Annotated in this window: 20 protein-coding genes, 1 tRNA gene and 1 pseudogene; 6 read left to right on the top strand and 16 right to left on the bottom strand. The window is 52.8% G+C overall.

Annotated features, from left to right (window positions below):
• Positions 1-95 precede the first annotated feature (95 nt).
• Positions 96-575 (bottom strand): hypothetical protein, encoded by a 480-nt coding sequence (locus BM485_02385; GenBank protein ID OKY76117.1) that lies wholly within the window; start codon positions 573-575, stop codon positions 96-98.
• A 226-nt stretch (positions 576-801) separates the two neighbouring features.
• On the opposite strand from BM485_02385, the gene BM485_02380 reads away from it, so the two are divergent.
• Both BM485_02380 and BM485_02375 read left to right on the top strand, forming a co-directional pair.
• On the top strand, positions 802-1821 hold the full coding sequence (locus BM485_02380) for an IS110 family transposase (GenBank protein ID OKY76116.1): 1020 nt from the start codon (positions 802-804) through the stop codon (positions 1819-1821).
• 312 nt (positions 1822-2133) lie between these two features.
• On the top strand, positions 2134-2391 hold the full coding sequence (locus BM485_02375; protein OKY76115.1) for a hypothetical protein: 258 nt from the start codon (positions 2134-2136) through the stop codon (positions 2389-2391).
• Between the two features lie 33 nt (positions 2392-2424).
• Here the strand turns inward: BM485_02375 and BM485_02370 are convergent, their stop codons facing one another.
• The 13 genes and pseudogenes from BM485_02370 to BM485_02310 all read right to left on the bottom strand — a co-directional run bounded on the left by BM485_02370 (position 2425) and on the right by BM485_02310 (position 13761).
• Entirely contained in the window at positions 2425-2865 is a 441-nt protein-coding gene (locus tag BM485_02370) for a hypothetical protein (protein ID OKY76114.1), read from the bottom strand.
• Positions 2866-2883: 18 nt separating this feature from the next.
• A complete protein-coding gene (locus BM485_02365; GenBank protein OKY76113.1) occupies positions 2884-3204 on the bottom strand; it encodes a hypothetical protein in 321 nt (106 codons plus the stop codon).
• 330 nt (positions 3205-3534) lie between these two features.
• A pseudogene (locus BM485_02360) lies at positions 3535-3666 on the bottom strand (transposase).
• Positions 3667-3835: 169 nt separating this feature from the next.
• A complete protein-coding gene (locus tag BM485_02355; GenBank protein OKY76112.1) occupies positions 3836-4414 on the bottom strand; it encodes a hypothetical protein in 579 nt (192 codons plus the stop codon).
• 219 nt (positions 4415-4633) lie between these two features.
• The gene (locus BM485_02350) at positions 4634-5191 is read right to left on the bottom strand and encodes a hypothetical protein (GenBank protein ID OKY76111.1); all 558 of its coding nucleotides are present in this window, start codon (positions 5189-5191) and stop codon (positions 4634-4636) included.
• A complete protein-coding gene (locus BM485_02345; GenBank protein ID OKY76110.1) occupies positions 5188-6375 on the bottom strand; it encodes a chromosome segregation protein SMC in 1188 nt (395 codons plus the stop codon). Before BM485_02345 ends, BM485_02350 begins: the two co-directional genes overlap by 4 nt.
• 279 nt (positions 6376-6654) lie before the next feature.
• The gene (locus tag BM485_02340) at positions 6655-7110 is read right to left on the bottom strand and encodes a phosphatidylglycerophosphatase A (protein ID OKY76109.1); all 456 of its coding nucleotides are present in this window, start codon (positions 7108-7110) and stop codon (positions 6655-6657) included.
• On the bottom strand, positions 7110-8294 hold the full coding sequence (locus BM485_02335; GenBank protein OKY76108.1) for a TIGR00299 family protein: 1185 nt from the start codon (positions 8292-8294) through the stop codon (positions 7110-7112). Before BM485_02335 ends, BM485_02340 begins: the two co-directional genes overlap by 1 nt.
• Positions 8291-9241, bottom strand: a complete 951-nt coding sequence (locus BM485_02330; GenBank protein OKY76107.1) for a methionyl-tRNA formyltransferase — start codon at positions 9239-9241, stop codon at positions 8291-8293. Before BM485_02330 ends, BM485_02335 begins: the two co-directional genes overlap by 4 nt.
• Positions 9231-9755: a peptide deformylase gene (locus BM485_02325; GenBank protein ID OKY76106.1), complete on the bottom strand. Its 525-nt coding sequence runs from the start codon at positions 9753-9755 to the stop codon at positions 9231-9233. The genes BM485_02330 and BM485_02325 overlap by 11 nt, the downstream gene beginning before the upstream one ends.
• Positions 9756-9849: 94 nt before the next feature.
• Positions 9850-10293 carry a hypothetical protein gene (locus tag BM485_02320; protein ID OKY76105.1) on the bottom strand — a complete coding sequence of 148 codons (444 nt, stop codon included), beginning with the start codon at positions 10291-10293 and terminating at the stop codon, positions 9850-9852.
• Between the two features lie 151 nt (positions 10294-10444).
• A complete protein-coding gene (locus BM485_02315; protein OKY76104.1) occupies positions 10445-12895 on the bottom strand; it encodes a primosomal protein N' in 2451 nt (816 codons plus the stop codon).
• The gene (locus BM485_02310; protein ID OKY76103.1) at positions 12892-13761 is read right to left on the bottom strand and encodes a UTP--glucose-1-phosphate uridylyltransferase; all 870 of its coding nucleotides are present in this window, start codon (positions 13759-13761) and stop codon (positions 12892-12894) included. Before BM485_02310 ends, BM485_02315 begins: the two co-directional genes overlap by 4 nt.
• Before the next feature lie 325 nt (positions 13762-14086).
• On the opposite strand from BM485_02310, the gene BM485_02305 reads away from it, so the two are divergent.
• Positions 14087-15112 (top strand): tRNA lysidine(34) synthetase TilS, encoded by a 1026-nt coding sequence (locus BM485_02305; protein OKY76102.1) that lies wholly within the window; start codon positions 14087-14089, stop codon positions 15110-15112.
• A 23-nt stretch (positions 15113-15135) separates the two neighbouring features.
• Here BM485_02305 and BM485_02300 read toward each other — a convergent pair whose 3' ends face one another.
• Positions 15136-18102: a hypothetical protein gene (locus BM485_02300; GenBank protein ID OKY76101.1), complete on the bottom strand. Its 2967-nt coding sequence runs from the start codon at positions 18100-18102 to the stop codon at positions 15136-15138.
• Between the two features lie 200 nt (positions 18103-18302).
• Positions 18303-18575, bottom strand: coding sequence for a hypothetical protein (locus tag BM485_02295; GenBank protein OKY76100.1), 273 nt, complete (start codon positions 18573-18575; stop codon positions 18303-18305).
• Positions 18576-19035: 460 nt separating this feature from the next.
• Between BM485_02295 and BM485_02290 the strand changes: the two genes are divergently transcribed.
• The 3 genes from BM485_02290 (at position 19036) to BM485_02280 (ending at position 21871) form a co-directional block, all read left to right on the top strand.
• Positions 19036-19112: transfer RNA gene (locus BM485_02290), tRNA-Arg, on the top strand.
• Positions 19113-19372: 260 nt separating this feature from the next.
• Positions 19373-20272: a hypothetical protein gene (locus BM485_02285; protein OKY76099.1), complete on the top strand. Its 900-nt coding sequence runs from the start codon at positions 19373-19375 to the stop codon at positions 20270-20272.
• A 378-nt stretch (positions 20273-20650) separates the two neighbouring features.
• The gene (locus BM485_02280) at positions 20651-21871 is read left to right on the top strand and encodes an IS256 family transposase (GenBank protein OKY76098.1); all 1221 of its coding nucleotides are present in this window, start codon (positions 20651-20653) and stop codon (positions 21869-21871) included.
• The last annotated feature ends 44 nt before the right edge of the window (positions 21872-21915 follow it).

Below are 21915 nucleotides of genomic sequence, written 5' to 3'. Positions count from 1 at the left end.
TTCAGGAACAAAAGACAAGGGGCTTTATCCACCGAAACAACAGAATAGACACATGATCCTGCACAAAAAAGAAGGAGAGGAATTAAACCGCTTTGTTACTGTTCGCCATTGCATCTCGGAAAGGGGTCACCCATTAAAAGGCCCTCGCCAAGAGAAAAAAGTATCCCGTTTAAGAAAAACGCTGTTTTATTGCGAGGGCAAAATGTCCGCCCTTGCACCATATTTGCCAGTGATGTCAAAGCCTTGACCGCATCCGCTATTTCACTTGCCGGGTTGCGGTTTTTCTTGCCGCTACCGCACCAGTCAATGGTGACGGTATCAAGCCGGTTCAGGGCGTCGTAGGTGTAGGTCACTGTTTTGTTGCCCGGATAGGTGAGGCGGGTGAGATTGCCGGCCGCGTCATCCTCATAGCCGGTGGTAAAACCGCGTGGATCGGTCATGGCGATGACCCGGCCGTCGTTGTCGTAGGTGCTGGTCGCGATTTTGCCCAACGGATCGGTGCGGGTGAGGACTTGCCCCCGGTTGTCACAAGTGAAGGCGGTCCGGGCTCCTGCCTGATCGGTGAGCCCGGTCATGAGGCCGACGGGAACGTGGTCTCCTTATTTTCTCATCGTGTTCGTTGCGTCCGCCTCAGCAATGAGCTAAGAGCCAATCTGGCCCTCTTTCCCTTGCCCAAGAGCCAAGAGCAGACCTGATAATCATCTAAAAGGCACCTCACGGGAGCTGGTTTCAGTTCCCGCTGCAACCTGGAAGGTTGTACAATCAAGGGAGAAGACCAATTCAACCCTGATGGAGGTGCCTATGAAACTTTACACCGGAATCGATCTGCACTCAAACAACAATTATCTGGCAATCATTGACGACAATGACAACCGGGTGTTCAAGAAAAAACTCCCTAACCATCCGGAGACGATTCTTGCAACACTTGCACCTTTCAGGGAGCAAGTTGAAGGCGTTGTCGTTGAGTCAACATTCAACTGGTATTGGCTCGTTGATCTGCTCAGGGAAGCCGGCTATCACGTGCATCTGGCCAACCCGGCGGCAATCCAGAAATACAAAGGGCTCAAGCATAGCGATGATAATCATGATGCCTTCTGGCTGGCTCATATGCTGAGACTTGGCATTCTGCCTGTGGGCTACATCTACCCGAAGGATGACAGGCCAGTGCGGGATTTACTGCGAAAACGCGGGCATCTGGTGCAATTGCGTACAGCACTCATCAACAGCCTGCAGGGGATCATTAGCCGTAATTGCGGCTGCAGCCTTCATGCGAAAAAGATAAAGGCGGTCAAGGAAGATTTCATTACCCCATTGCTTGCCGGACAAAGCGATCTGCAATTGAGCGGCACGGTCAGCAAAGAGTGCATTGATTTTTTAACCGGAAAAATCAGAGAGATAGAGCACTCCATCAAAAGCAGCATGATGGAAAAGACATCCTTTCTGGCTCTGCAGACCATTCCGGGAGTTGGGAATATCCTGGCGCTGACCATTCTGCTGGAAACCGGTGACATAAGCAGATTCTCCAAGGTTGGTTCTTTTTCCTCGTATTGCCGAAAGGTGCCGACCCAATGGACGAGCAACAGCAAGAATAAGGGGAAAGGGAACACCAAAAACGGCAACAAATACCTGGCATGGGCGTTTTCCGAGGCTGCCGAACTGTCAAAACGATACAGCGATTCCGCCAAGGCGTTTTATAACAGGAAAGCGGCCAGAGCAAACCGCATGGTGGCTCACGCTGCCCTGGCGCACAAATTGGCAAGGGCATCCTATTACATCATGCGAGACGGTGTGGCATTTGATGAGAAAAAGCTCTTTGCCTGAAATTGGCCAGAACGGTGAACCTGTGTAGGGGGTTGGCATTAACCACCAGATTTGATTGGCAACCGTTTTGTCCGTGATTGCAAATGCGTTACTGCCCATGTCGTAAACCAGCAAGGGTTGGTTTGCAACCAGCGGATTTGATACAAATAATTGGCTACGGCATGGAACCGCTGATTTTCTGGGTTCGCAATTGCGAACAGGGAGCAGAAAACAAAAAACTGTAAGGAAAGATTGCTTCGCTCCGAGATATTTTGAGGTCTCTGCGCTCCGCAATCGACTTTTCAGTGGAGGTTTTCCCGGCTCTTGATCCTCATGGGTGACTGGTGCGGTAGCGGTAAGAAAATCCGCAACCTGGCAAGTGAAATAGCGGATGCGGTCAAGGCTTTGAAGTCACTGGCAAATATGGTGCAAGAGCGGACATTTTACCCTCGCAAGAAAACAGTGTTTTTCTTGAACGGGGTACTTTTTTCTCTTGACGAGGGCCTTTTAATGGGTGACCATCCTCTCCAGCAAAATCCGCCAACCACTTACGATTACAGCGCCCACCCGGCCAACCCGTCTGCCCTCTAGGAGCCCCCTTGGGAAAAGCATCAGGAAAAGACTTTAAGAAATTTTATGTCTCCCGGCACCTTTTATAAAAGCCCACAATGACAATGGTGCTAGTGAGAATACTGGCACCATTATCAAAAAGGTAACGATCCCGCCACTGGCTACAAATGACCAAACATCCTCAATCATTATTGTCTTTAAGGCTGCAAAAAACAAAAAAACAATCGGCGAAATGGTCGCCCCAAAATATAGAAAAATTTTCTTGCCGCTTGTAGCAATCTGGCTATTGGGGAAATAGTAAATAATTCCTAATGCAAATATAGCTACACCCAGCTCTCTATAAAGAGCAGGGGCATCTCCATGTGGGGCTAATCCCAAAAAACCGATAAAGAAACCGTACGGGACGAGCATAATTGAAGATATTTTCGCCAGCACTTTAAACAGCTGTGAAACCTTCAACCACTTTCTAGCGGAAGATTGTGAATTATCTGCCATTCGCCGCTTGCTCCACACCTACATTTTTTTCGACCCGCGTAGCTTGCTGATGAGATAGGGCACGAGCTTGAACCACTGGAGATAGCCGAGGATTAAGAATCCAATCCAGTCCAGCACGAACGATAGATAGGAAGTCTCAATTGTGACGGAAAAAAAATCGTATAACGCCACATGTGCCAACGAAACCAGCAGGCCGCCGGGAAAAGAGAGGGGCAACATACACCACGCGAAGAAAATTCCGATATCGCTATCAGGCTTTCCATCGAATGCATAAAGCGTGACCGCAAGCACGAAAACCGTCGCCCCAATCCATAGCGCTCGTATTATTTTTGCGATCATTGGCGCATTCCTTCTAATTTCTGCTGGGCGATTTTCGGGGGGGGGGGGCCGGAAGTCCGACCGATCACGAGAGTCGTAGCCGTAATTACCGGGCCAGGTCTGCTTTTCTGAAAGGCTTGAATTACTCGATTTTATTGGGGTTTGTCCCCATTTGATATTCCACACTCCAGGAAGTCCTGCAGCCGATCATCGGATAAGAAGGGAAAGACGCCAATCAGCCATTCCACCGGTCTCCGCTACGCTACGCCGGTGAATTTTTCATTGGCCGAGGAGGTGGCAGCTCAAAAATAAATCCGACCCCCGACCCCTTTTCTTTTTTTTGCAGCGGTTACACCACTCGGCCATCAGAGAGAGGTACTCATGATAATCCCTCTCCGCAAAGAAGGTCTCCATGCGGCGATTGCCACGCTGGGTGATGTGATGGGGAGTGCCGGGTACGACAACTCGTGCTATTCGTGCCATAATCTCAAGTCTATTCCTGAACCAGCCGTGACGTCAATAAATAAGTATGGTGTCCCTTGAATGGTTGTCCCTTGAATGGTTGTCCCTTGAATGGTTGTCCCTTGAATGGTGTGCTTGAATGGTGTGAATTTTGGTGTGAATTTTGGTGTCCCTTGAATTTTGACCCCATTTATTGCGGAACTGATGATATTTTTTCCATAACTTTTCGAATTCGTTCCAATTCTTCAACAATGGGATTACCCTCGCTGGTAGACCCGATATATGGACGTAGGTCGACCCGAGAAACCTCGGTTACCTTTCGACCAGAATATTCATAGGTCGCCGTCACGCTAAATTGCGGTGGAGTAACTTCGGGCTTGGCGTCCTTTCCAAGTACAACCCAACTCTGACCCAACGCGAAGAGCATCTCGGCTCCCGGCGCCAAGCTGTCAATCGGCTGCGAGAATGCAGTTTTGGTGCGAAGGTTGGCATCAGGGCCTGTGTTGCCCCATTGAAAAAAGTCCCGATCAATTGTCAAGTGAACCTTCTCCGCAGCTGTGCGGCCGGTGTTGGTTATTCGAAGGTAGAAAAATGAGGAAAACGGACGGACCCATGGTGAAATTGTTACGTACGGGCGCATCATCGCCTCTGATTGTGCGATGACCGCCTGCACTGAAGCATCGGCCGCTTTGGCCATGCGATGAGTTAGATACGCGTAAATGGCAGTTATAAAAACTAAAATTGCAGTGAGATATTCGATGGTCGTCATATGTATTAACGCCTCTCTGTATGCCAAAAGTTTGTCAGGAAAAGGGACAGGTCTGCCCTTGGCTCATTGCCGAGGCGAACGCCATGAACACGATTCCCCGCTGTCGTTTCGTTTTGCTCATTGGGACTCTCCTTGGTCAGTGTGTGTTCTCCACCTTAACGCACTGTCCGGAATTGTGGTACCAGCTCTCTGTCAACTTTGCTTGGGATGGCTCCATTTTCATGGCTCTATCAGATTGTTGATTCCAGACAAGAGCACGTTGAAACTTTTGGAGCAGTTGGATTTTAAATTCAAATAGGGAGCGATCGCACGAGAGCCTGACACTTTATCATACGTATTGCTGGTAAGTCTGAATAACTCAACGGCTGGATTACCCAGAGCATCGGGGTTCCGAAACTTCTTTCCCTGTTGCATTCTTTTAAGCCCTTTGAGGCCAAGCCCCTTTTCCACGGCAGCCAGATCGCCCAGATAAAAACTCTCTAATTCCCGACAAACAACGCGAACCAGGACTCCATCCTTTCCAGCCTCGCGGCAGAGTCCGACCAACTTTGTTTTTATTGCCCTGCAATCACCTGAATCCTGATCACGCATTACAACAAAGATGGAGTCCGGCAGCATCCAGCCCTGCAATTTCGCTTTTAGGTTTTTCTCCAGGTCTTGCTTTCCCTGAAAAACAACATAGCGAATCCGCATATCATCAGGGAGGATACGTGGAAGAATCCCGGCAAGCATTTCTCGCGCTGATGGCTCTTCAAGAAAAAAAACAATGGTTTTCATCGAGGATCGGCTCCTTCAAGAAAACCTTGCTCCCAGAGGTACCCCATCTGATCGCCTTGGGCCATATACGCTGTGAGCTGTTCGTCATCCTTTGCTCGCCGGATTTGGGAATAGCCATCTTTTTTTACCAGCCAGAACACCTCATCAATTCTTGCCGCGTTCAAGAAATCCGGAGAATGTGTTGAGACAAAAACCTGCCCACCTCGATTGGCATAAGCTCGGAATTCCTCGGCAAGTTCCCATAAGAGTTTCGGATAGAGCTGGTTCTCCGGCTCTTCCACGCACAGCAACGGATGTGGGGTTGGGTCATAAAGAAGAGTTAGGTAAGCAAGCATCTTGATGGTGCCGTCGGAAACGTACCGGGCGAGAAAAGGATCTTCAAACACGCCGTCCTGGAACTTCAGAAGGACTCGTCCCTCTTCAGTAGTTTTGGAATCGACATGGGAAATGCCGGGTACTCTCTTTTTAAGAAGATCGAGAATCTTTTGAAAAATTTTTTCATGATGATTGTGCAGGTATTGAATAACCAAGGACAGGTTTTCGCCTTCGCGGGACAGATGTTCAGCATATCCTGCTTCCTGTTCCGGCCGTGCCTTGCTGATATGGAAATCGGAAACATGCCAATTTTCGATGAGATTGCCGAGTGCCATAACTGCCGGAAATCTCGCAAACTGCGCTAATCCTTTGACGGCGAGGATGTCGGTTGATTTCAGCGTTTGTTCTTCCCTGTTCAATTCCTTTACATTAGATACGGGATCAAATTCATTTGTAGCTGCTGTCCCTTTGCCTCGGGTAAAATCAAGAAAGTGCCAAGGCTGGCCGCTGCTCCCCCTTCTGTATTTAAGAACCTCCCGTTCCACTAATGCCTTGCCTTTTTTTTCACCAATCTGCAGGAAATAAGTGGTTAAGGGACTATCGGGTTTTGCGCGGAACTTCAGCTCTATTTCAATTGGACCTTTGGAATTACGACTACGTACTTCTTGAAATCCCCGACTTCCACCGAGCTTCATTAAGGCAGTATTTACATTAGTAGTGAGCGCATCGCGGAGAAAACCAAACACACTGAAAATGGTACTTTTTCCAGTACCATTAGCGCCGACAACAACACAGAAATTAGGCAGATTCGTCAGTTCAGCGTCTTGAAAGGCCTTAAAATTCTTTAACCTTATTGATTCGATTTTCATTCGCTATTTCCTCGCTGCTTAACCGCATTGCATGCATCCAAATTAATTATTTGAGAGGTGCGCTTAACTTCCAAATCACTGCTTCTCTTGGTTTGAGATGGAATTAACACTGTATTTACGATAAGATATCCCGATCGTCCTTGATTTAACAGATAGGATAATTCATAGGGAAAAGTCAACCTATTTCCCAAAAGGAGAAAATTTATCCTTTGTGTGGAAATGGTTTTCACGTTCGTCTCGGCCTGGTCAACGGTCGCGGCGCTGTAAATCTCGTTCGTTCTACCAGGCGAGGAAGTATTTGAGGAACTGCATGACAAGCAGGGTGTAGATGCCGGCCACCACGTCGTCCAGGACGATGCCGAGCCCGCCGTGCAGGCGGGAGTCGACCCAGCCCACCGGAAACGGCTTGAGGACGTCGAAAACACGGAAGAGCAAAAAGGCGCAGAGCAGGGGGACTGGTTTCAAGGGCACGGCGATGAGGCCGATCAGCATGCCGATGATTTCATCAATGACGATCAGGCCCGGGTCGGCGCGATCAATGATTTTCTCGGCGCTGCCGGCGGTAAAAACGGCAAGGAGAAAGATGATGCCGAGCGCCGGGTAATACATTCCCCCCGGCAGACGGAGCAGCAGAAAATGAAGCGGGAAAGCGACCAGGGTTCCCCACGTGCCGGGCGCCTTCGGCAGGTGGCCGGTGTAGAAGCCGGTGGCGACCAGCATGATCAGTTTGTCCATCAGGTCCTCTCCTGGAAGTTTTCCGGTTGGGCCGCGCCCACCATCCCGTAAATCTCCCGCAGGGGGATGTTCTTTTCCGCGGCTATGCGCCGACAATCCTCATATTCCGGATAGAGCACTTCTTTGCCCGCCGGGGTTGTTACCTTTTTCACCGCAACGGGGCCGAGCGGGGTGGAAATAAAGCCCTGGCAACGGGCCAGCGTCCAGCGCGATTCCTTGCGGTAACGCAGGCCGATGGCGCTTGTCTCGTTGAGGATGATGCGTTGCAGCTCCCAGGACAGGGCAGGTTCGCTCACCACCCGCAGAAGAAAGCCGGGACGGCCCTTTTTCATCTGCATGGGGATGATCGCCACATCCAGCGCGCCTTGGGCAAAGAGTTGTTCGCTGACATAGGGAAAGCCCTCGGGCTGCCAGTCGTCCAGATGGGTTTCGATCACCTCCACCTCCTGGGCTTCCCTGGCGGAAAACGATTCGCCGATGACCAGGCGCAGCAGATTGGGCCGACTGTCGTCACGTTTGCGGCTGCCCGCGCCATACCCCACCTGTTTGATGCGCATGGCGGGAAAGGGGCCAAAGCCGCGGCAGCAGCTTTTGATGATGGCCGCACCGGTGGGTGTAACCAGTTCCTGTTGCAGATCAACGCCGTAAACCGGGATATCCTTTGTCAATTCGCAGACAGCGGGAGCGGGCAGGGGCAGCGTGCCGTGGGCGCACTGCACCCAGCCGTGGGAGAGGGGGAGCGGGGATGAGGTGAGCTGCTCGATGGCGAAATAATCCATGCCGATGGCCGCGCCGATGATGTCGACGATGGCGTCGACGGCCCCGACCTCATGAAAATGAACATCATCGACGGCGCAGCCGTGCACCCGTGCCTCGGCTGCGGCGAGGTTGGTGAAAATATCCAGGGCGTTTTGTTTGATCCGGTCCCGCAGGTCGCTTTCCCGCAGGAGTTTTTGGACGGTGCGCCAGGAGCGGTGATGGTGATCGTGGCCGACAATGATACTGACCCGGGTGGCGCTGATGCCGTTTTCCTCGGTTTTTTCCGCCGAGATTTCGTAACCGGCAACAGGCAGGGCGGCAAGTTCGTTGGCAAGGGTGGCAAGGGGGAGTCCGGCGTCGATCAGTGCACCGAGAAACATATCGCCGCTGATGCCGGAAAAGGTGTCGGTGTAGGCGATGATCATCGTGCGCCGAAGCGGATGCCCGTTTGGAGGGGGCGCCCGCGCAGAAAGGCGTCCACCGTCATTCGGTTGCCGCCCTGGCGCTGCACTTCCCGCACCAGCAGGTAATCATGGCCGGTTGCAATCATCAGGCCGTCCCGGTCGGCGCGGCACAGGGTGCCGGGCGGTTCGGTGGGTTCGCCGCTGATCACCTCCGGGGCAAAGAGCCGCAGCCATTCTCCTTCATGTTCGGTGAACGCCAGGGGCCAGGGGTCAAGTCCGCGGATGAGGCAGCTGATCCGCTCGGCCGGTTTTTTCCAGTCGATCCGGGCTTCATCCTTGTCCAGCATCGGCGCATCGGTGGCAAGGGAGTCGTCCTGTTTTTCCGGCTGGAGCTTTTCCTTGCGCAGCAGGTCAATCGCCTCGATCAGCAGGCGACCGCCCAGATCCGCCATTTTCGCGGCAAGAGTTGCCGAGGTGTCGTTTTTTTTGATGAACAGGCTTTTCTGCAGCAGGATGTCGCCGGTGTCCATGCCTTCGTCCATCTGCATGATGGTGATGCCCGTTTCCTTTTCGCCGTTGAGAATAGCGCGCTGGATGGGGGCGGCGCCCCGGTATTTGGGCAGCAGCGAGCCGTGGACGTTGATGGTGCCGAGCGGCGGCAGGTTGAGCAGCGGGCCGGGCAGGATGCGGCCGTAAGCGGCGACCACGATGAGGTCCGGGTCAAATTCCCGGATGGTTTCAAGAAAGTCGTCGGTCCTGATTTTGGTTGGCTGGAGAACGGGAATGGCATGGCTTTCCGCCAGGATCTTCACCGGCGGCAACGACAGTTTGCGGCCCCGACCCTTGGGGCGGTCAGGCTGGGTGACCACGGCAACCACGTTTTCATTGTGATCGAGCAAGGCCTGCAGTGTCGGCACCGCAAATTCGGGGGTGCCCATGAAAATAATCCTGTTGATTTTATTTATCATGGTCTTTCGCCTGTTCTTCCCTCAGTTGTTTCTTGCGTTTCTTCTTGTACAGGGCTTTTTTCAGCGAACTGAGGTGGTCAATAAAAAGGGTGCCGTGCAGGTGATCCACCTCGTGCTGAATGACACGGGCAAACCAGCCTTCCGCCTCGAATTCAACCTGTTGCCCGTCCGGGCGGCAGGCCCGTACCCTGATGCGTTCGAACCGTTTTACATTGGCGCAATAGTCAACCACGCTGAGGCATCCTTCTTCGTCCACCCGGCTGCCTTCACCGGCGAGAATTTCGGGGTTGATCAGCGGAATCAGCTTCTTCTCGTCCTTGGGCGAGACGTCAATCACCACCACCTGGAGCAGCACGCCGATCTGGTTTGCGGCGAGACCGACTCCCGGGGCGTCATACATGGTTTCCGCCATGTCCGAGATCAGTTGCTTGAGCTCTTCGTTAAATTCGGTAACCGGTTTGGCCGGATGACGAAGAATGGGATGCGGATATTTGAGAATTTCGCGTATGGCCATTGCTTAACTATAAGGTTCGGAATGGGAAATCACAAGTCTTTGAGAATGTATATCAAAAAAGAATGTGTCGGTAAATATGCTTTTCAGGAATCCATCAATACTTGACCGGGTAGCCTGCTTCTTTCCAGGACACCAGGCCGCCGCTGACATTGTAAACTTCCCGGTAACCGTATCGTGCCAGTATCTGGCCCGCGGCATAGCTTCTTCCCCCCACGGCGCAGATCAGCATGATCGGCGTTTCCAGCGGCAGGTTGAGCTTGTTCTGCATGATCGCCCAGAACGGCACCAGAGTGGAACCGGGAATGGCCCCTTCCCGCAGTTCCGGGGGAGTGCGGATATCAAGCACCGCAATGTCGTTGCGGGATTCCAGTATTTTTTTGGCCTCGGAAACCGGAATTGACCGGAAAGTGGCGGGCTGCCCGCCGGCAACGGCGGTGTTTTGCCCCTGGGAAGGGGTCTGGGCCGCGCCTGTTTCCTCATTGGAGCAGCCGGTCAGGGCAAGGAGCGCGATACAAAGAAAGAGAATAAAATGTTTCATGTCGATTCGTGTCTTTGGTTGGTCGGTTGAAAGTTGATGGCTGAAAAAAATTTGTAAATATAGCAGAATTGATGCGGTTGGGCAACAAATAATGCCCGGTGGCGCGGCTTGTCAAGGGGGACCCCCTGCACGAGCCTGCTTGTCGAGCGTTTTACAGCATGCTTTCCGGGTCGACATCCACCTGCAGATCAACGCCCGGCAGCCGGCAGTCGGGCCGGGTTGCAAGTTGCCGGTAAAGGGCGTGCAGGGCAGTGCTGTCTTCGCCCTTGAGGAGAAGCTGCCAGCGGTATTTGTCCCGCAGTTTTGCCAGGGGCGCGGGGGACGGGCCGAGAACGGTCACCCGGAAAGGGGCGGCAAGGGCGTTTGCCGCGCGGGCCGTCTCTTTTGCCGCATCCTCCACCTTGGTGCCGTTATCGCCGGAAAAACGAAGATTGATCAGGCGGGAAAAGGGCGGGTAGAAAAGTATCTTGCGCAGGGAAATTTCCTTTTCGTAAAAGCTGGAATAATCATGTCGGCGGGCGTTGATCAGCGCATAGTGGTCGGGCTGATGGGTCTGGATGAAAACCCGGCCCGGTTTGTCACCCCGTCCGGCCCGGCCGGTTACCTGGGAAATAAGCTGAAAAGTGCGCTCACCGGCCTTGAAGTCGGGAAGGCCGAGTCCGGCGTCGGCCCATATCACGCCGACCAGGGTGACATGGGGGAAGTGGTGGCCTTTGGTGATCATCTGGGTGCCGACCAGGATGTCTATTCGCTGTTGATGCACGTCTTTCAGGATTTTGAGAAATTTTTTCCGGCTGGTGGAGGTGTCGCGGTCGAGCCGGGCGATCCTGGCCGTGGGGAATTCACTGGTCAAGGCCTCCTCAAGCCGTTCCGTGCCGAAACCGATTTCTTTCACCCGGGGCGACAGACAGGCGGGACAGATAATGGCGCTCTTGGCGGTAAAGCCGCAGTAATGACAACAGAGCTGACCCCGGCCTTTGTGCAGGGTAAGGGAGATGTCGCAGTGGAGGCATTTGACCGGGCTGCCGCAATCGGCGCAGATCATCAGGTTGGCGTAGCCCCGGCGGTTGAGGAAAATAATGCTTTGGTTACCGGCGGCAAGATTTTCCCGCAGTGCGTCCAGCAGTTCCTCGGAAAAGAATGCATGGGGTGAGCCGGTTTTCACTGCGGACTTGAGGTCAATGATGGTGACGTCGGGAAGCGATCTGTTTTCAATGCGTTTCGTCAGGTTCAGCAACTGATATTTGCCGCTTCGGGCATGGTGGAAGCTGGTCAGCGACGGGGTGGCGGAACCGAGCAGCACCGGGCAATCCTGCAGCTTGCCGCGCAGCACCGCCATGTCCCGGGCCTGGTAACGCAGGGTGTCTTCCTGCTTGTAGGCGCCGTCATGCTCCTCGTCGACGATGATCAGGCCGGGATCGCTGAGCGGGGCAAAGATCGCCGAGCGCGCGCCGATGACGATTTTGGCCCGGCCCCCCATGATTCTGCGCCATTGATCAAAACGTTCCCCATCGCTGAGTCCGCTGTGGAGAAGCGCCACCTGTCTGCCGAAGCGTGAATAAAAATGGGCCTCAAGCTGACTGGCCAGGGCAATTTCCGGGACCAGCACCAGGACGGTTCGACCTGTCTGGATGGTTTTTTGGCAGGCCTGCAGGTAAATTTCCGTTTTGCCGCTGCCGGTGATGCCGTGGAGGAGAAAGGGGATGAATTTTTTTCGCGCCACGGCCGGCAGCAGTTGCGCCAGCACCTCGTTCTGTTCATCCGTCAACTGGGCGGGTGGCGGGTAAAAGGGAGGCTCCTCGCCGAACGGATCGCGGAACACCTCCTGTTCTTCCCAGAAAACAAGTTGTTTTTCGGCAAGGGATTTCAATGCCTTGCCTGCGCCGCTATAGGCGCGGTTCAGGTTGCTTGCCGAAACCAGGGTCGAGCAGTCGCCTCGGGTCAGATCATGGAGCAGGGCCAGGGTTTTCTCTTCAGACGGCTTGAGCGCGGCCGCCGATCCGGCGGGACTATCGGCTGCCAATCGCACGCATTTTTCCGTTTTCGCCTTGCTGCGGGAGGAAATGGCGCAGTCTTCAATAACAACCGCGCCCGCTTCCTGCCATTTTTTCAGCAGGGTCTGCCATTTTTTTTTACGCCAGATCGGACGGAGCCGGGCGGCGGAGAGAAAGCCTTTGCTTGTCAGCTCTTCGAGCCAGTCGGGCCTCTGTTCCGGATTGCCGCTTTCCCGGTTCATCAGCAATTCTTCGCCTGACGGCGCGAGGCGTACCTGTCTGTCGCTGTGGGGTGAAAGGCCGCCCGGCAGGGCAATCTTGATGGTTTCTCCCAGCGGATAGTGATAATAGGAGGAAAGCCAGCGGAAAAAAGGAATCATGGCCGGCGGAAAAAGAGGCTCCCGGTCCAGCACATCGGTTACCGGCCTGATTTGATACGGCGTGTCACCCGGTGCTTTGGTCGCGAGCAGATAGCCGGTGACCTGCCGGGCCCCTAAGGGGACAAGCAGCCGGATGCCCGGCTGGAGAAGACGGGCATCATCGGCTGCATAACAGTAGGTAAGTGATTCGGTGACCGGTGCCGCCACCGCCACTTCCAGATGGATCATAGATGGGAAGCGATTTCCTTGATGTGGTCGCTGAAACTTTCGCAAAGCTGCGGATGGCGGAGGGCAAAGGCCACAATCGCCTTGAGGTAGCCCAGTTTGTCACCTGCGTCAAAACGGGTTCCTTCAAACTCATAGGCGTACATGCCGCGCTTGTTGGACAGGGCGAGCAGGGCGTCGGTGAGCTGGATCTCGCCGCCGTGGCCGGGGGTTGTTGTTTCCAGGATGGAAAAAATATCCGGCTGGAGGATGTAGCGGCCGATAATGGCCATGTCTGATTTTGTCGTGCCGGGCGCGGGTTTTTCCATCATGCGGTCAACCTTGATGACCCTGCTCCTTTCCCGGGAACCTTCGACGATGCCGTACTGGAAGGTTTCCTCCTGGGGCACCCGCTGCACGGCCACCACCGACTCCTGCACCTCGTTGAACAGGTCGATCATCTGCTTGGTGCAGGGCACCTCGCTCAGGACCAGGTCATCGCCGAGCAGGACGACAAAGGGTTCGTCGCCCACCACGTTGCGGGCCGTCCAGATGGCGTGTCCCAGGCCAAGGGGTTTTTTCTGGCGCACGGAAACGATATCGATGAGATTGGCCAGATGCCGCATCTCTTCCGCCAGACCGGTTTTTTTCTTGTTGCTTAAAATCGTGTCCAGGTGAAAGTTATAGTCAAAATGGTTTTCAATGGCCGCTTTTCCTTCACTGGTGATGAGGATCACTTGCTCGATGCCCGAGGCGACCGCCTCTTCAACGATATACTGGATGGTCGGCCGGTCGACAACGGTGAGCATCTCCTTGGGGATGGCTTTGCTGGCCGGAAGAAAGCGGGTGCCGAGTCCGGCAACGGGGATAACGGCTTTGCGTACTCTCATAAATGATCTCTCAAAATTTGATTTTCATGGTATACAGTTACGTTGCGACGTCTTGCGAGTTTATCCTCATATTGAAAAAAATACAATCTGTCGGCGTAGTGCATTGTTGGTTGTCAAAGGCAAGTCGGAATGCGGAAAAAATTATTTTTCCGTCGCGTGAAGTCGCATTCCGGTTTTGTGAATTTTGCTGAAAAAAGCGGACAGAACGTCATTTGAAATTATAAATGGAGCAAATTCAAAAGCATACATGAATCGGCCATGGTAAATTTGACTTTTTCTCATGATACACCCGCAATGATCAATTATCAATCGGCAAATTGTCGCCATGCATCCGCTTGAAAAGAAAATCCAGGGCCTTCTGCGCAACCAGGGGCTGATCCGGCAAGGGGAAAGGATTGTCATCGGCGTGTCCGGCGGCCCGGACTCCATGGCCCTGCTCCATGTGCTGGCGGCCTTGCAGCACTTGCTGGGCATCGAAATTCATGCCGTTTATGTCGATCATGGTCTCCGGCCCCATGAGGCGCCGGCCGAGGCGGCTCTGGTCGAGGCGCGGGCCCGGTCCCTTGGGGTTGAATATGATATCCGCCGTATTGATGTGCACGGTGCGTCGGCGATCCGGAAGGTTTCCATTGAGCATGCGGCCCGTGATCTGCGCTATGATGCGCTGCACCAGGTCGCCCGTGATCGGCGGGCCGGCAAGATCGCCGTGGCGCATACCGCCGACGACCAGGCCGAGGAGGTGCTGCTGCGGCTCATCAGGGGAACGGCGCGGGCCGGTCTTGCCGGCATGCGGAGCATGCGCGACGGCATCATTATCCGGCCTTTTTTGACAACGGCGAAGGAAAAGCTGCTCGCCTATCTGACTGATAAAGAAATTCCCTTTGCCCTGGATAGTTCCAACGCGGCCCGGGCGTATTTGCGCAACCGTATCCGCCTTGACCTGCTCCCCTATCTGCGCACCTTTAATCCGAATGTTGATGAAACGCTGCGCCGCACGGCGATCATCCTCCAGGATGAGGAAACGGTGCTGGTCCGTTTGACCGAGCAGGTCTGGCGGCAGGTGGTTGCCGTGGACGCGAGGGCGGGCGGATTGCCTGCCTTTTCCCTTAATCTTGAGCTCTTTCTCGGCCTTGATGTTGCCCTGCAGCGGCGAATTGTCGAAAAGCTGTTTCTTGTGCTGGAAAATCGTCCCGATTTTCAAAAAATCAGCCGGGTTCTTGATGTGGCACGCACTGGTGCGGGCGGGGCCCGGCTGCATTTTTCCGGCGGACTGCGGATGAAAAAAGAAAAGAAGCGGCTTTCCTTTTTCTATCCGCAAGGAAAAGTCGCGGCAAGGGGCAATCTGGAGTAGTTGGGCGAGCCGGGTTCAGGTTGTCATGTTTGTCTGGCGTCCAGGATGTTTCGCACCTTCAGGGCGATCTGACTGGGAGAAAGTGGTTTCTGGATAAAGTGAATATCCGATTTTGAATCGTTTCCCTCCGTAAAAAGGGCGGCGGCATGCCCGGACATGAACAGCGTTTTCATGGCGGCATGACGGGGCCGCATGACCACCGCCAGTTCTTTGCCGCTGAGGCCGGGCATGACCATGTCGGTGAGCAGCAGGTCAATGGCTTTGTCGCGGCCGTCATAATATTTCATGGCCTCCTCCGCATTGTTGGCTTCGAGAATATCATAGCCCAATGGTTCAAGGGTGTCCCTGATAAACTGGCGGATTGAGGAGGTGTCATCCACCACCAGGACCGTTTCCGTGCCGCGTGGAAGAATGTCGGGCATGATCATGTTGTTGAGGGCGGGTTTTTGCCGGGAAAGAGGAAAATAAATGTCAAAGGAAGTGCCTTGCCCCGGAGCGCTTTTTACCGAAATAAACCCGTTGTGTTGCTTGATGATGCCGTAAACCGTGGCCAGACCGAGTCCGGTTCCCTTGCCCTGCTCCTTGGTGGTGAAAAACGGTTCAAATATCAGTTTCTGGGTTTCTTCGGTCATGCCTTCCCCGCTGTCGGTTATCTGCATGAGAACATAGGAGCCTGACTGGATGTCGTCAAATCCGGTCGGTTTTGTCGCCTCAAGGTGGGCAATGTCGGTGGTGATGGTCAGCGATCCGCCGCCGGGCATGGCATCCTTGGCATTGATGGCAAGGTTCATGAGAACCTGTTCGCACTGTCCGGCATCGGCCTGGATAAAACAGTCCGGCTCGCGGAATTCAATTTTGAGACTGATGTTTTCACCGATCAGTCGGCGCAGCATTTTCGTCAATCTGTCAATGACATGGTTGAGGTTGATCGTTTTGATTTCCAGAATCTGCTTGCGGCTGAAGGTCAGCAATTGCCTGGTCAGGGCAGCGGCCATCTTGCCTGCCTGCAAGATCATCTGCACTTTGTCCCGCATGGGATCATCGTTGTCCATTTTGATGAGCAGTATTTCGCTGTAACCGGAGATGGTGGTGAGCAGATTGTTGAAATCGTGGGCAATGCCGCTGGTAAGGCGTCCCACCGCTTCCATTTTCTGGGCATGCAGCAGCTGTTTTTCCAGCAGTTTCCGTTGGGTGATGTCACTGAATAAAACGACCGCGCCGATAACCTTCCCCTCTTCCTCCACCGGCGTGGCGATATACTCCACCGGAAAACTGCCGCCGTCTTTTTTCCAGAAAACTTCCTCGGTGATAAAATGCGGTTTCCGGCTCTGCATGGTGGTGAGGATCGGGCATTCCGCCGCTGGGTAGGAACTGCCGTCCGCCTTGGTGTGGTGCAGAAGTTCATGTTGGTTTTTCCCCAGCATTTCCTGTTCGGTAAACCCGGTCATGCGTACGGCAGCGGGATTCATGAAGGTTGTTTTTCCTTCGAGGTCAACACCATAAATTCCCTCGCCGGCTGCTTCCAGCAAAAGGCTGTTGTGTCGGTTGAGTTTTTCTATTTTTCGAATTGACTCCATCCGTTCCGTGATGTCCCGCAGGACAACCAGTGCGTCGGTTGCGGCGCCCTGATCATCAAAGCGGGGAATGAGGATCGCTTCCCAGTATGTTTCCTGTTTTTTTCCTGCCGCGGCAGGGCGATGAATAATTGATTTTTGTATAATGTTCGACAGGTGCGCTTTCCTGCAGAAACAGTCTTCCTGGTCAATATCGGCTCCAATCATGCAGAGATCGCATTGCCGGCCTATGATATCCGGAGCAAGTTTCAGGGCGGATTCATTGGCCCAGTTGACGATGCGGTTTCTGTCCAGCAGGAAAACCGTGTCCGGCAGGCTGTTTAAAATGCGGCGCTGTCTGATTTCATTCTGTGCCAGGGATTTTTCCGCCTCCTGCCTGCTGTCGATTTCTTTGTTCAACTGGTTTATGAGCTTTTCCTGATTTTCTTTCGATTTTTCAAGATTGCCGATGATTTTTTGAAAACTTAAACAAAGAAAGAAAATGCAGAAAAGGCCGAGACTGATGCTGACCGCCAGCGACTGGAGGATAAAGGATTTTTTGTCTTTTATTTCATCTGAAATATCCACCAGGCTGATGATGCCGCCCAGGGATTCCTGAAAGGGGTTGAGCAGCCCGGTGAGTGTCAGGGCGAGATAGTGTTTTCCATTCGTTTCAAATTCAGTCATTGCCTGAAAGTTGAAGTTTTCAGGAAGAAGCGGTCCGATTTGCGGTTTTTTTTCGACCAGAGTGTAGTCGGTGTAGGAAGTTGCCGCATCGAATGAATTGACGGCCTTTTTCCATAAAGAGGTGGGGAAAAAGGCCGCTGCCTGGCTGCCGGTGGCGTGGGTTATTTCCTTGACGATTTCATCAATTTTAACTCCGAGTTCGATAACTCCTATATGCTCGCCGTTATAAAAAACGGGATGGATAATGCGGTAAAAGCAGCCGTGAATGCCGATTTCATAGCCGGTAAGCGGTTTATGGGTTTGGTTGACCTGTTGGACAGCCGGCCGTAACTGCCGGAGGTCGTCGCCGAAAAGCTTCGGCTGGTGCATGCGAAGCAATGATCGGCCGTTTGGTTCGTGAAAATGCATGATGTGAATGTCGGGGTAGGACTTTTTCAGCGACAGATAAAGCGGCAGGGTGAGGGCGTAAAGTTTTTCTTTGTCCCGCGCTGCAAAGGCCTGGACATTTTCTTTGTGGTTTTCAATGAAATTGGTCAACCAGCTGTTGTAGATGGAAAAATAGAGGTGCTGCGATGATGAAAAAATGTGTTGGAAATTTTGTTGCTGCTCTGTCAGGTGTGATTTCAGGTGTTTGTTGTATATGGCAAAGTGGTGGCTGGTGTAAAAAAACGAAAGAACGGTGATGGCAAAAGCAACCAGGAGTATGGATCTGGTTTTAAGTGTTGTTCTGAAAATGCGGCAGGGGACCATGGGCTTTATCCGGTATGTGTTTGCAGCGGTAAAATAATTTGCCGGCGGAATCGTGGTGGTTTTTGATGCTGCTTGCTGGTATGTCGAGAGATGATATTGTCAGGGTTTTTGGGGTGCATTGGTTTCACCGGGCCTGAAATAAAAACCGGCCCTTGCTTCAAACAAGGGCCGGCTGGTACTGTCAGCTGCGGGAAAAGCTGTTACTCAGCCGCGCACCAGCTTATCCATGATGCGTTGTGGACCTTGACGTTGTCATAGCCGAGATAGCGGAACATGAAGTAGGCGCTGCCCGCCGGCTGGCCGGTGCTGCAGGTCGTCACCACGGTTTTGTCCGGCGTGATGCCTGGTTTGCCGCCGAAGGTGACGGCCTTGGGCTCGGCTTCCTCGTCGGAGGTGTGGTACCCGGCTTCATGCCGTCCTTCGATGCCCCGGTTCAGGTAGGAAACATTTTTGGCACCGGCATACTCAAGCACCCAGATAATGAAACCTGCCTTGGTGCCGTCCTTTTTGCTTCATTTTAGGTTTTGTGGGAAAAAATCTTCCTAAAAACGGTCCAATCCGGATATTTGCCGGCTGCAGGGGGTATCTGCGCGGCAATTCGTCATTTCGTAAAGAAGAGATGGATTTGTTTTTTTTAGGCGTATTTTCTGAAACGGCATTCATTTCAGCAAGTACCAATAGCACAATGTGTCATTGTGCTGTCAAGTTTAATTTTGTGGGGAAAAGCAATTTCTGTCAGCGAAAAGACCACGTTGGCCGATATAATGATAATTTTGATTTCTGCTGATACGCTTATCGTTTATTAGGCGAGAAAGGAACGATTTGTCAAGTGACAAAAGGTCGCAACCCAACCAAGGTCAAACCTCGGGGAAGGATAAAAAACTTTACGCTCAAGTCAATTCGTGGTAAAGAGAGAACCGTCTTTAAGACTGTGGGCGGGTAGCTCAGCTGGATAGAGCGTTGGCCTCCGAAGCCAAAGGTCGTGGGTTCGAATCCCGTCTCGCCCACCATGGTTCAAAAAGATGAGTCACATTTTTTATGTCGTTATGCTTGGTTGCCGGTACCGTTTTTTCGTCGGTGTGAGCCGGCAACGCAATCCCTCCGTGTTTCTGTGAAGCCTCAACCTTCTTCGAAAAGCTCCTTTTTTTTATTCCGTCTTGTTGTTTCCTTGTCAGTGGATTAAAAACACACGCATCTCCTTGCAATGCGTCATTGAGTAACATTTTGAAATCCAGCCTTGTCGTCACTTCCCGTATGAGGAACAAAATTTATGATCAAGCTTGTCGCAAAAGAAAAAACAACTCTTCTTCTCCTGTTGGGTGCTGCCGGCTATTCGCGGACCAAGGTGAAACAGCTCGTCAAATACCGGGCAATTACCGTTAATCAACAGCCTGTGACTCGCCCTGAGTGCGAACTGCTGCCGGCTGACGTGGTGTCCGTCAGGTCGGAAAAGGAAATGGCGGGCGTGGCCCCCTCTTATGAGGGGCTGGAGATTCTTCATGAGGATGCGGATGTCATCGTTATCAATAAGCCGCCAGGTTTGCTGACCATTGCCTCGGAAACGGAAAAGGTAAAAACCGCTTATTACCGGTTGACAGCCTACGTCAATAAGCAGGCCAAGGAAAAGGGATCCACTGTCAAGGAGCGCGTTTTCATTGTCCATCGACTGGACCAGGGCACTTCCGGCTTGCTTGTTTTTGCCAGGAATGAAGCAGCCAAGCGAGCTCTTCAGGGGAGTTGGAATGAAGCGGAGAAACGGTATGGGGTGATTGTTGAAGGTGTACCCTTGGATAAGAAAGGGCGGGTGGAAAGTTATCTGTATGAATCCAAGGCGCTGCGCGTCTATTCACGGAGTGTGGACGACGGGGAGGGGAAATATGCGGTGACCGACTACGAGGTGGTGAAGGAGGGGGGCGAATACGCCCTGCTTGATATTACCCTGAAGTCCGGGCGGAAAAATCAGATCCGCGTCCATATGGCCGACATGGGCCATCCGGTGGCAGGGGATAAAAAATACGGCGCCACGTCGGATCCCCTTGGTCGGCTTGGCCTGCATGCCTATTACCTGGCTTTTTCGCATCCGGTAACGGGCAAGCGGATGGAGTTCACCCTTGCTTTGCCTCCCAGGTTCAATGCGCTTTTTCAGAAGAAATCCGGCGGCAAGGTGTGAGTCGGTTTGCTCCCGGTTCTTGTGTGCAGAGGTGAATGAGGTGTTCCAGTTGTTTTGTCTGGGTCTGGGAAAGATTGTTGAATCTGACACAATGGTATCTCATCTGGACCATATCCGTTGGGATGCGGTAATCCGCGACGGTTTCCACCGGGAGGTTTTTCAGGCTGATTGACTCATGGGTGACGTCAAGCTTGTCCGGGTCTTTGAACCACTGTCTGTTGCCGACGTAGCGGAAAACAAGGCTGTTTGCCGTAATCTGAATGATATGAAACGGGATGGCAAGGTCTAAAACGGCCAGGGTTCGGAGGGTGTAAAATAGTTTGTGTAAATGGCTATGACTGAGTAAGTCAAAAAACTACCCTTTAAAAAGGAGCTCATATGGCCATTGATAAAGAAATTTTGGATCGTTTACTTGCCGACTACAATTACCAGAAGCCCGAAGAACTGATCGGTGAAAACGGGCTGCTCAAGCAGCTCACCAAGGCCTTACTGGAGCGGGCGTTACAGGCGGAAATGACCGTCCACCTGGGCCACGAAAAACATGGAACCATCGTCACCAAAGGCGGTAATGCCCGAAATGGTAACTCTGCAAAGACCATCAAGGGCGACTTCGGTAAAATGCCGATTGAGGTCCCGCGCGACCGCGACAGCAGTTTCGATCCGGTCATCATTCCCAAAGGGCAAACCCGCTTTCCCGGCTTTGACGACAAGATTATCTCTCTCTACTCCCGAGGGATGACTACCAGGGAGATTCAGGGGCACTTGGAAGACATTTACGGAGTTGATGTCTCTCCCACCCTGATTTCAACGGTCACCGATGCCGTTGCTGACGAGGTTAAAGTTTGGCAAAATCGCCCGTTGGACCCCATTTATCCCATTGTTTACATGGACGCTATCCGGGTTAAGGTGCGCGACAATGGGCATGTTAAGAACAAGGCGGTCTATCTGGCTATTGGCATCACCATGGACGGCGTCAAGGATGTCCTGGGAATGTGGGTTGCCGAAAACGAGGGCGCCAAGTTCTGGTTGCAGGTAGTGACTGAGCTAAGAAACCGTGGCGTGCAGGATATTTTCATTGCCTGCGTCGATGGCCTCAAGGGTTTTCCTGAAGCCATTGAGACGGTTTTCCCCTTCACCCAGGTCCAGCTCTGTCTCGTCCACATGGTGCGCAATTCCCTGAAATATGTCTCATGGAAACAGCGCAAAGAGGTGGCTGCGGATCTCAAGGCCATTTACCAATCGCCAACAGCCGAGCAGGCCGAAATGGAACTGATGACCTTTGAAGAAAAATGGGACAAAACGCATCCGTCCATCGGCCAATCCTGGCGAAGAAATTGGGAAAGAATCACCCCATTTTTTGCGTATTCGCCCGAGATACGCAAGGTGATATATACCACCAATGCTATTGAGTCGTTGAACATGTCACTGCGCAAAGTTACCAAGAACCGGGGTTCATTTCCCAATGACGAGTCGATGCTTAAACTGCTTTACATGGCGCTGAACAATATCGCCAAAAAATGGACTATGCCAATCAGAGACTGGAAGGCTGCCTTGAACCGCTTTTCAATCTTGTTCGGCGACAGAATGCCTGCATATTGAAAATTAAAAATGAAAACCATTTACACAAAATTCTTTACAGGCCC

The organism is Desulfobulbaceae bacterium DB1 (assembly GCA_001914235.1).
In the GTDB taxonomy this organism is placed as follows: Bacteria; Desulfobacterota; Desulfobulbia; order Desulfobulbales; family SURF-16; genus DB1.
This window is presented reverse-complemented; position numbering and strand designations above follow the sequence as displayed.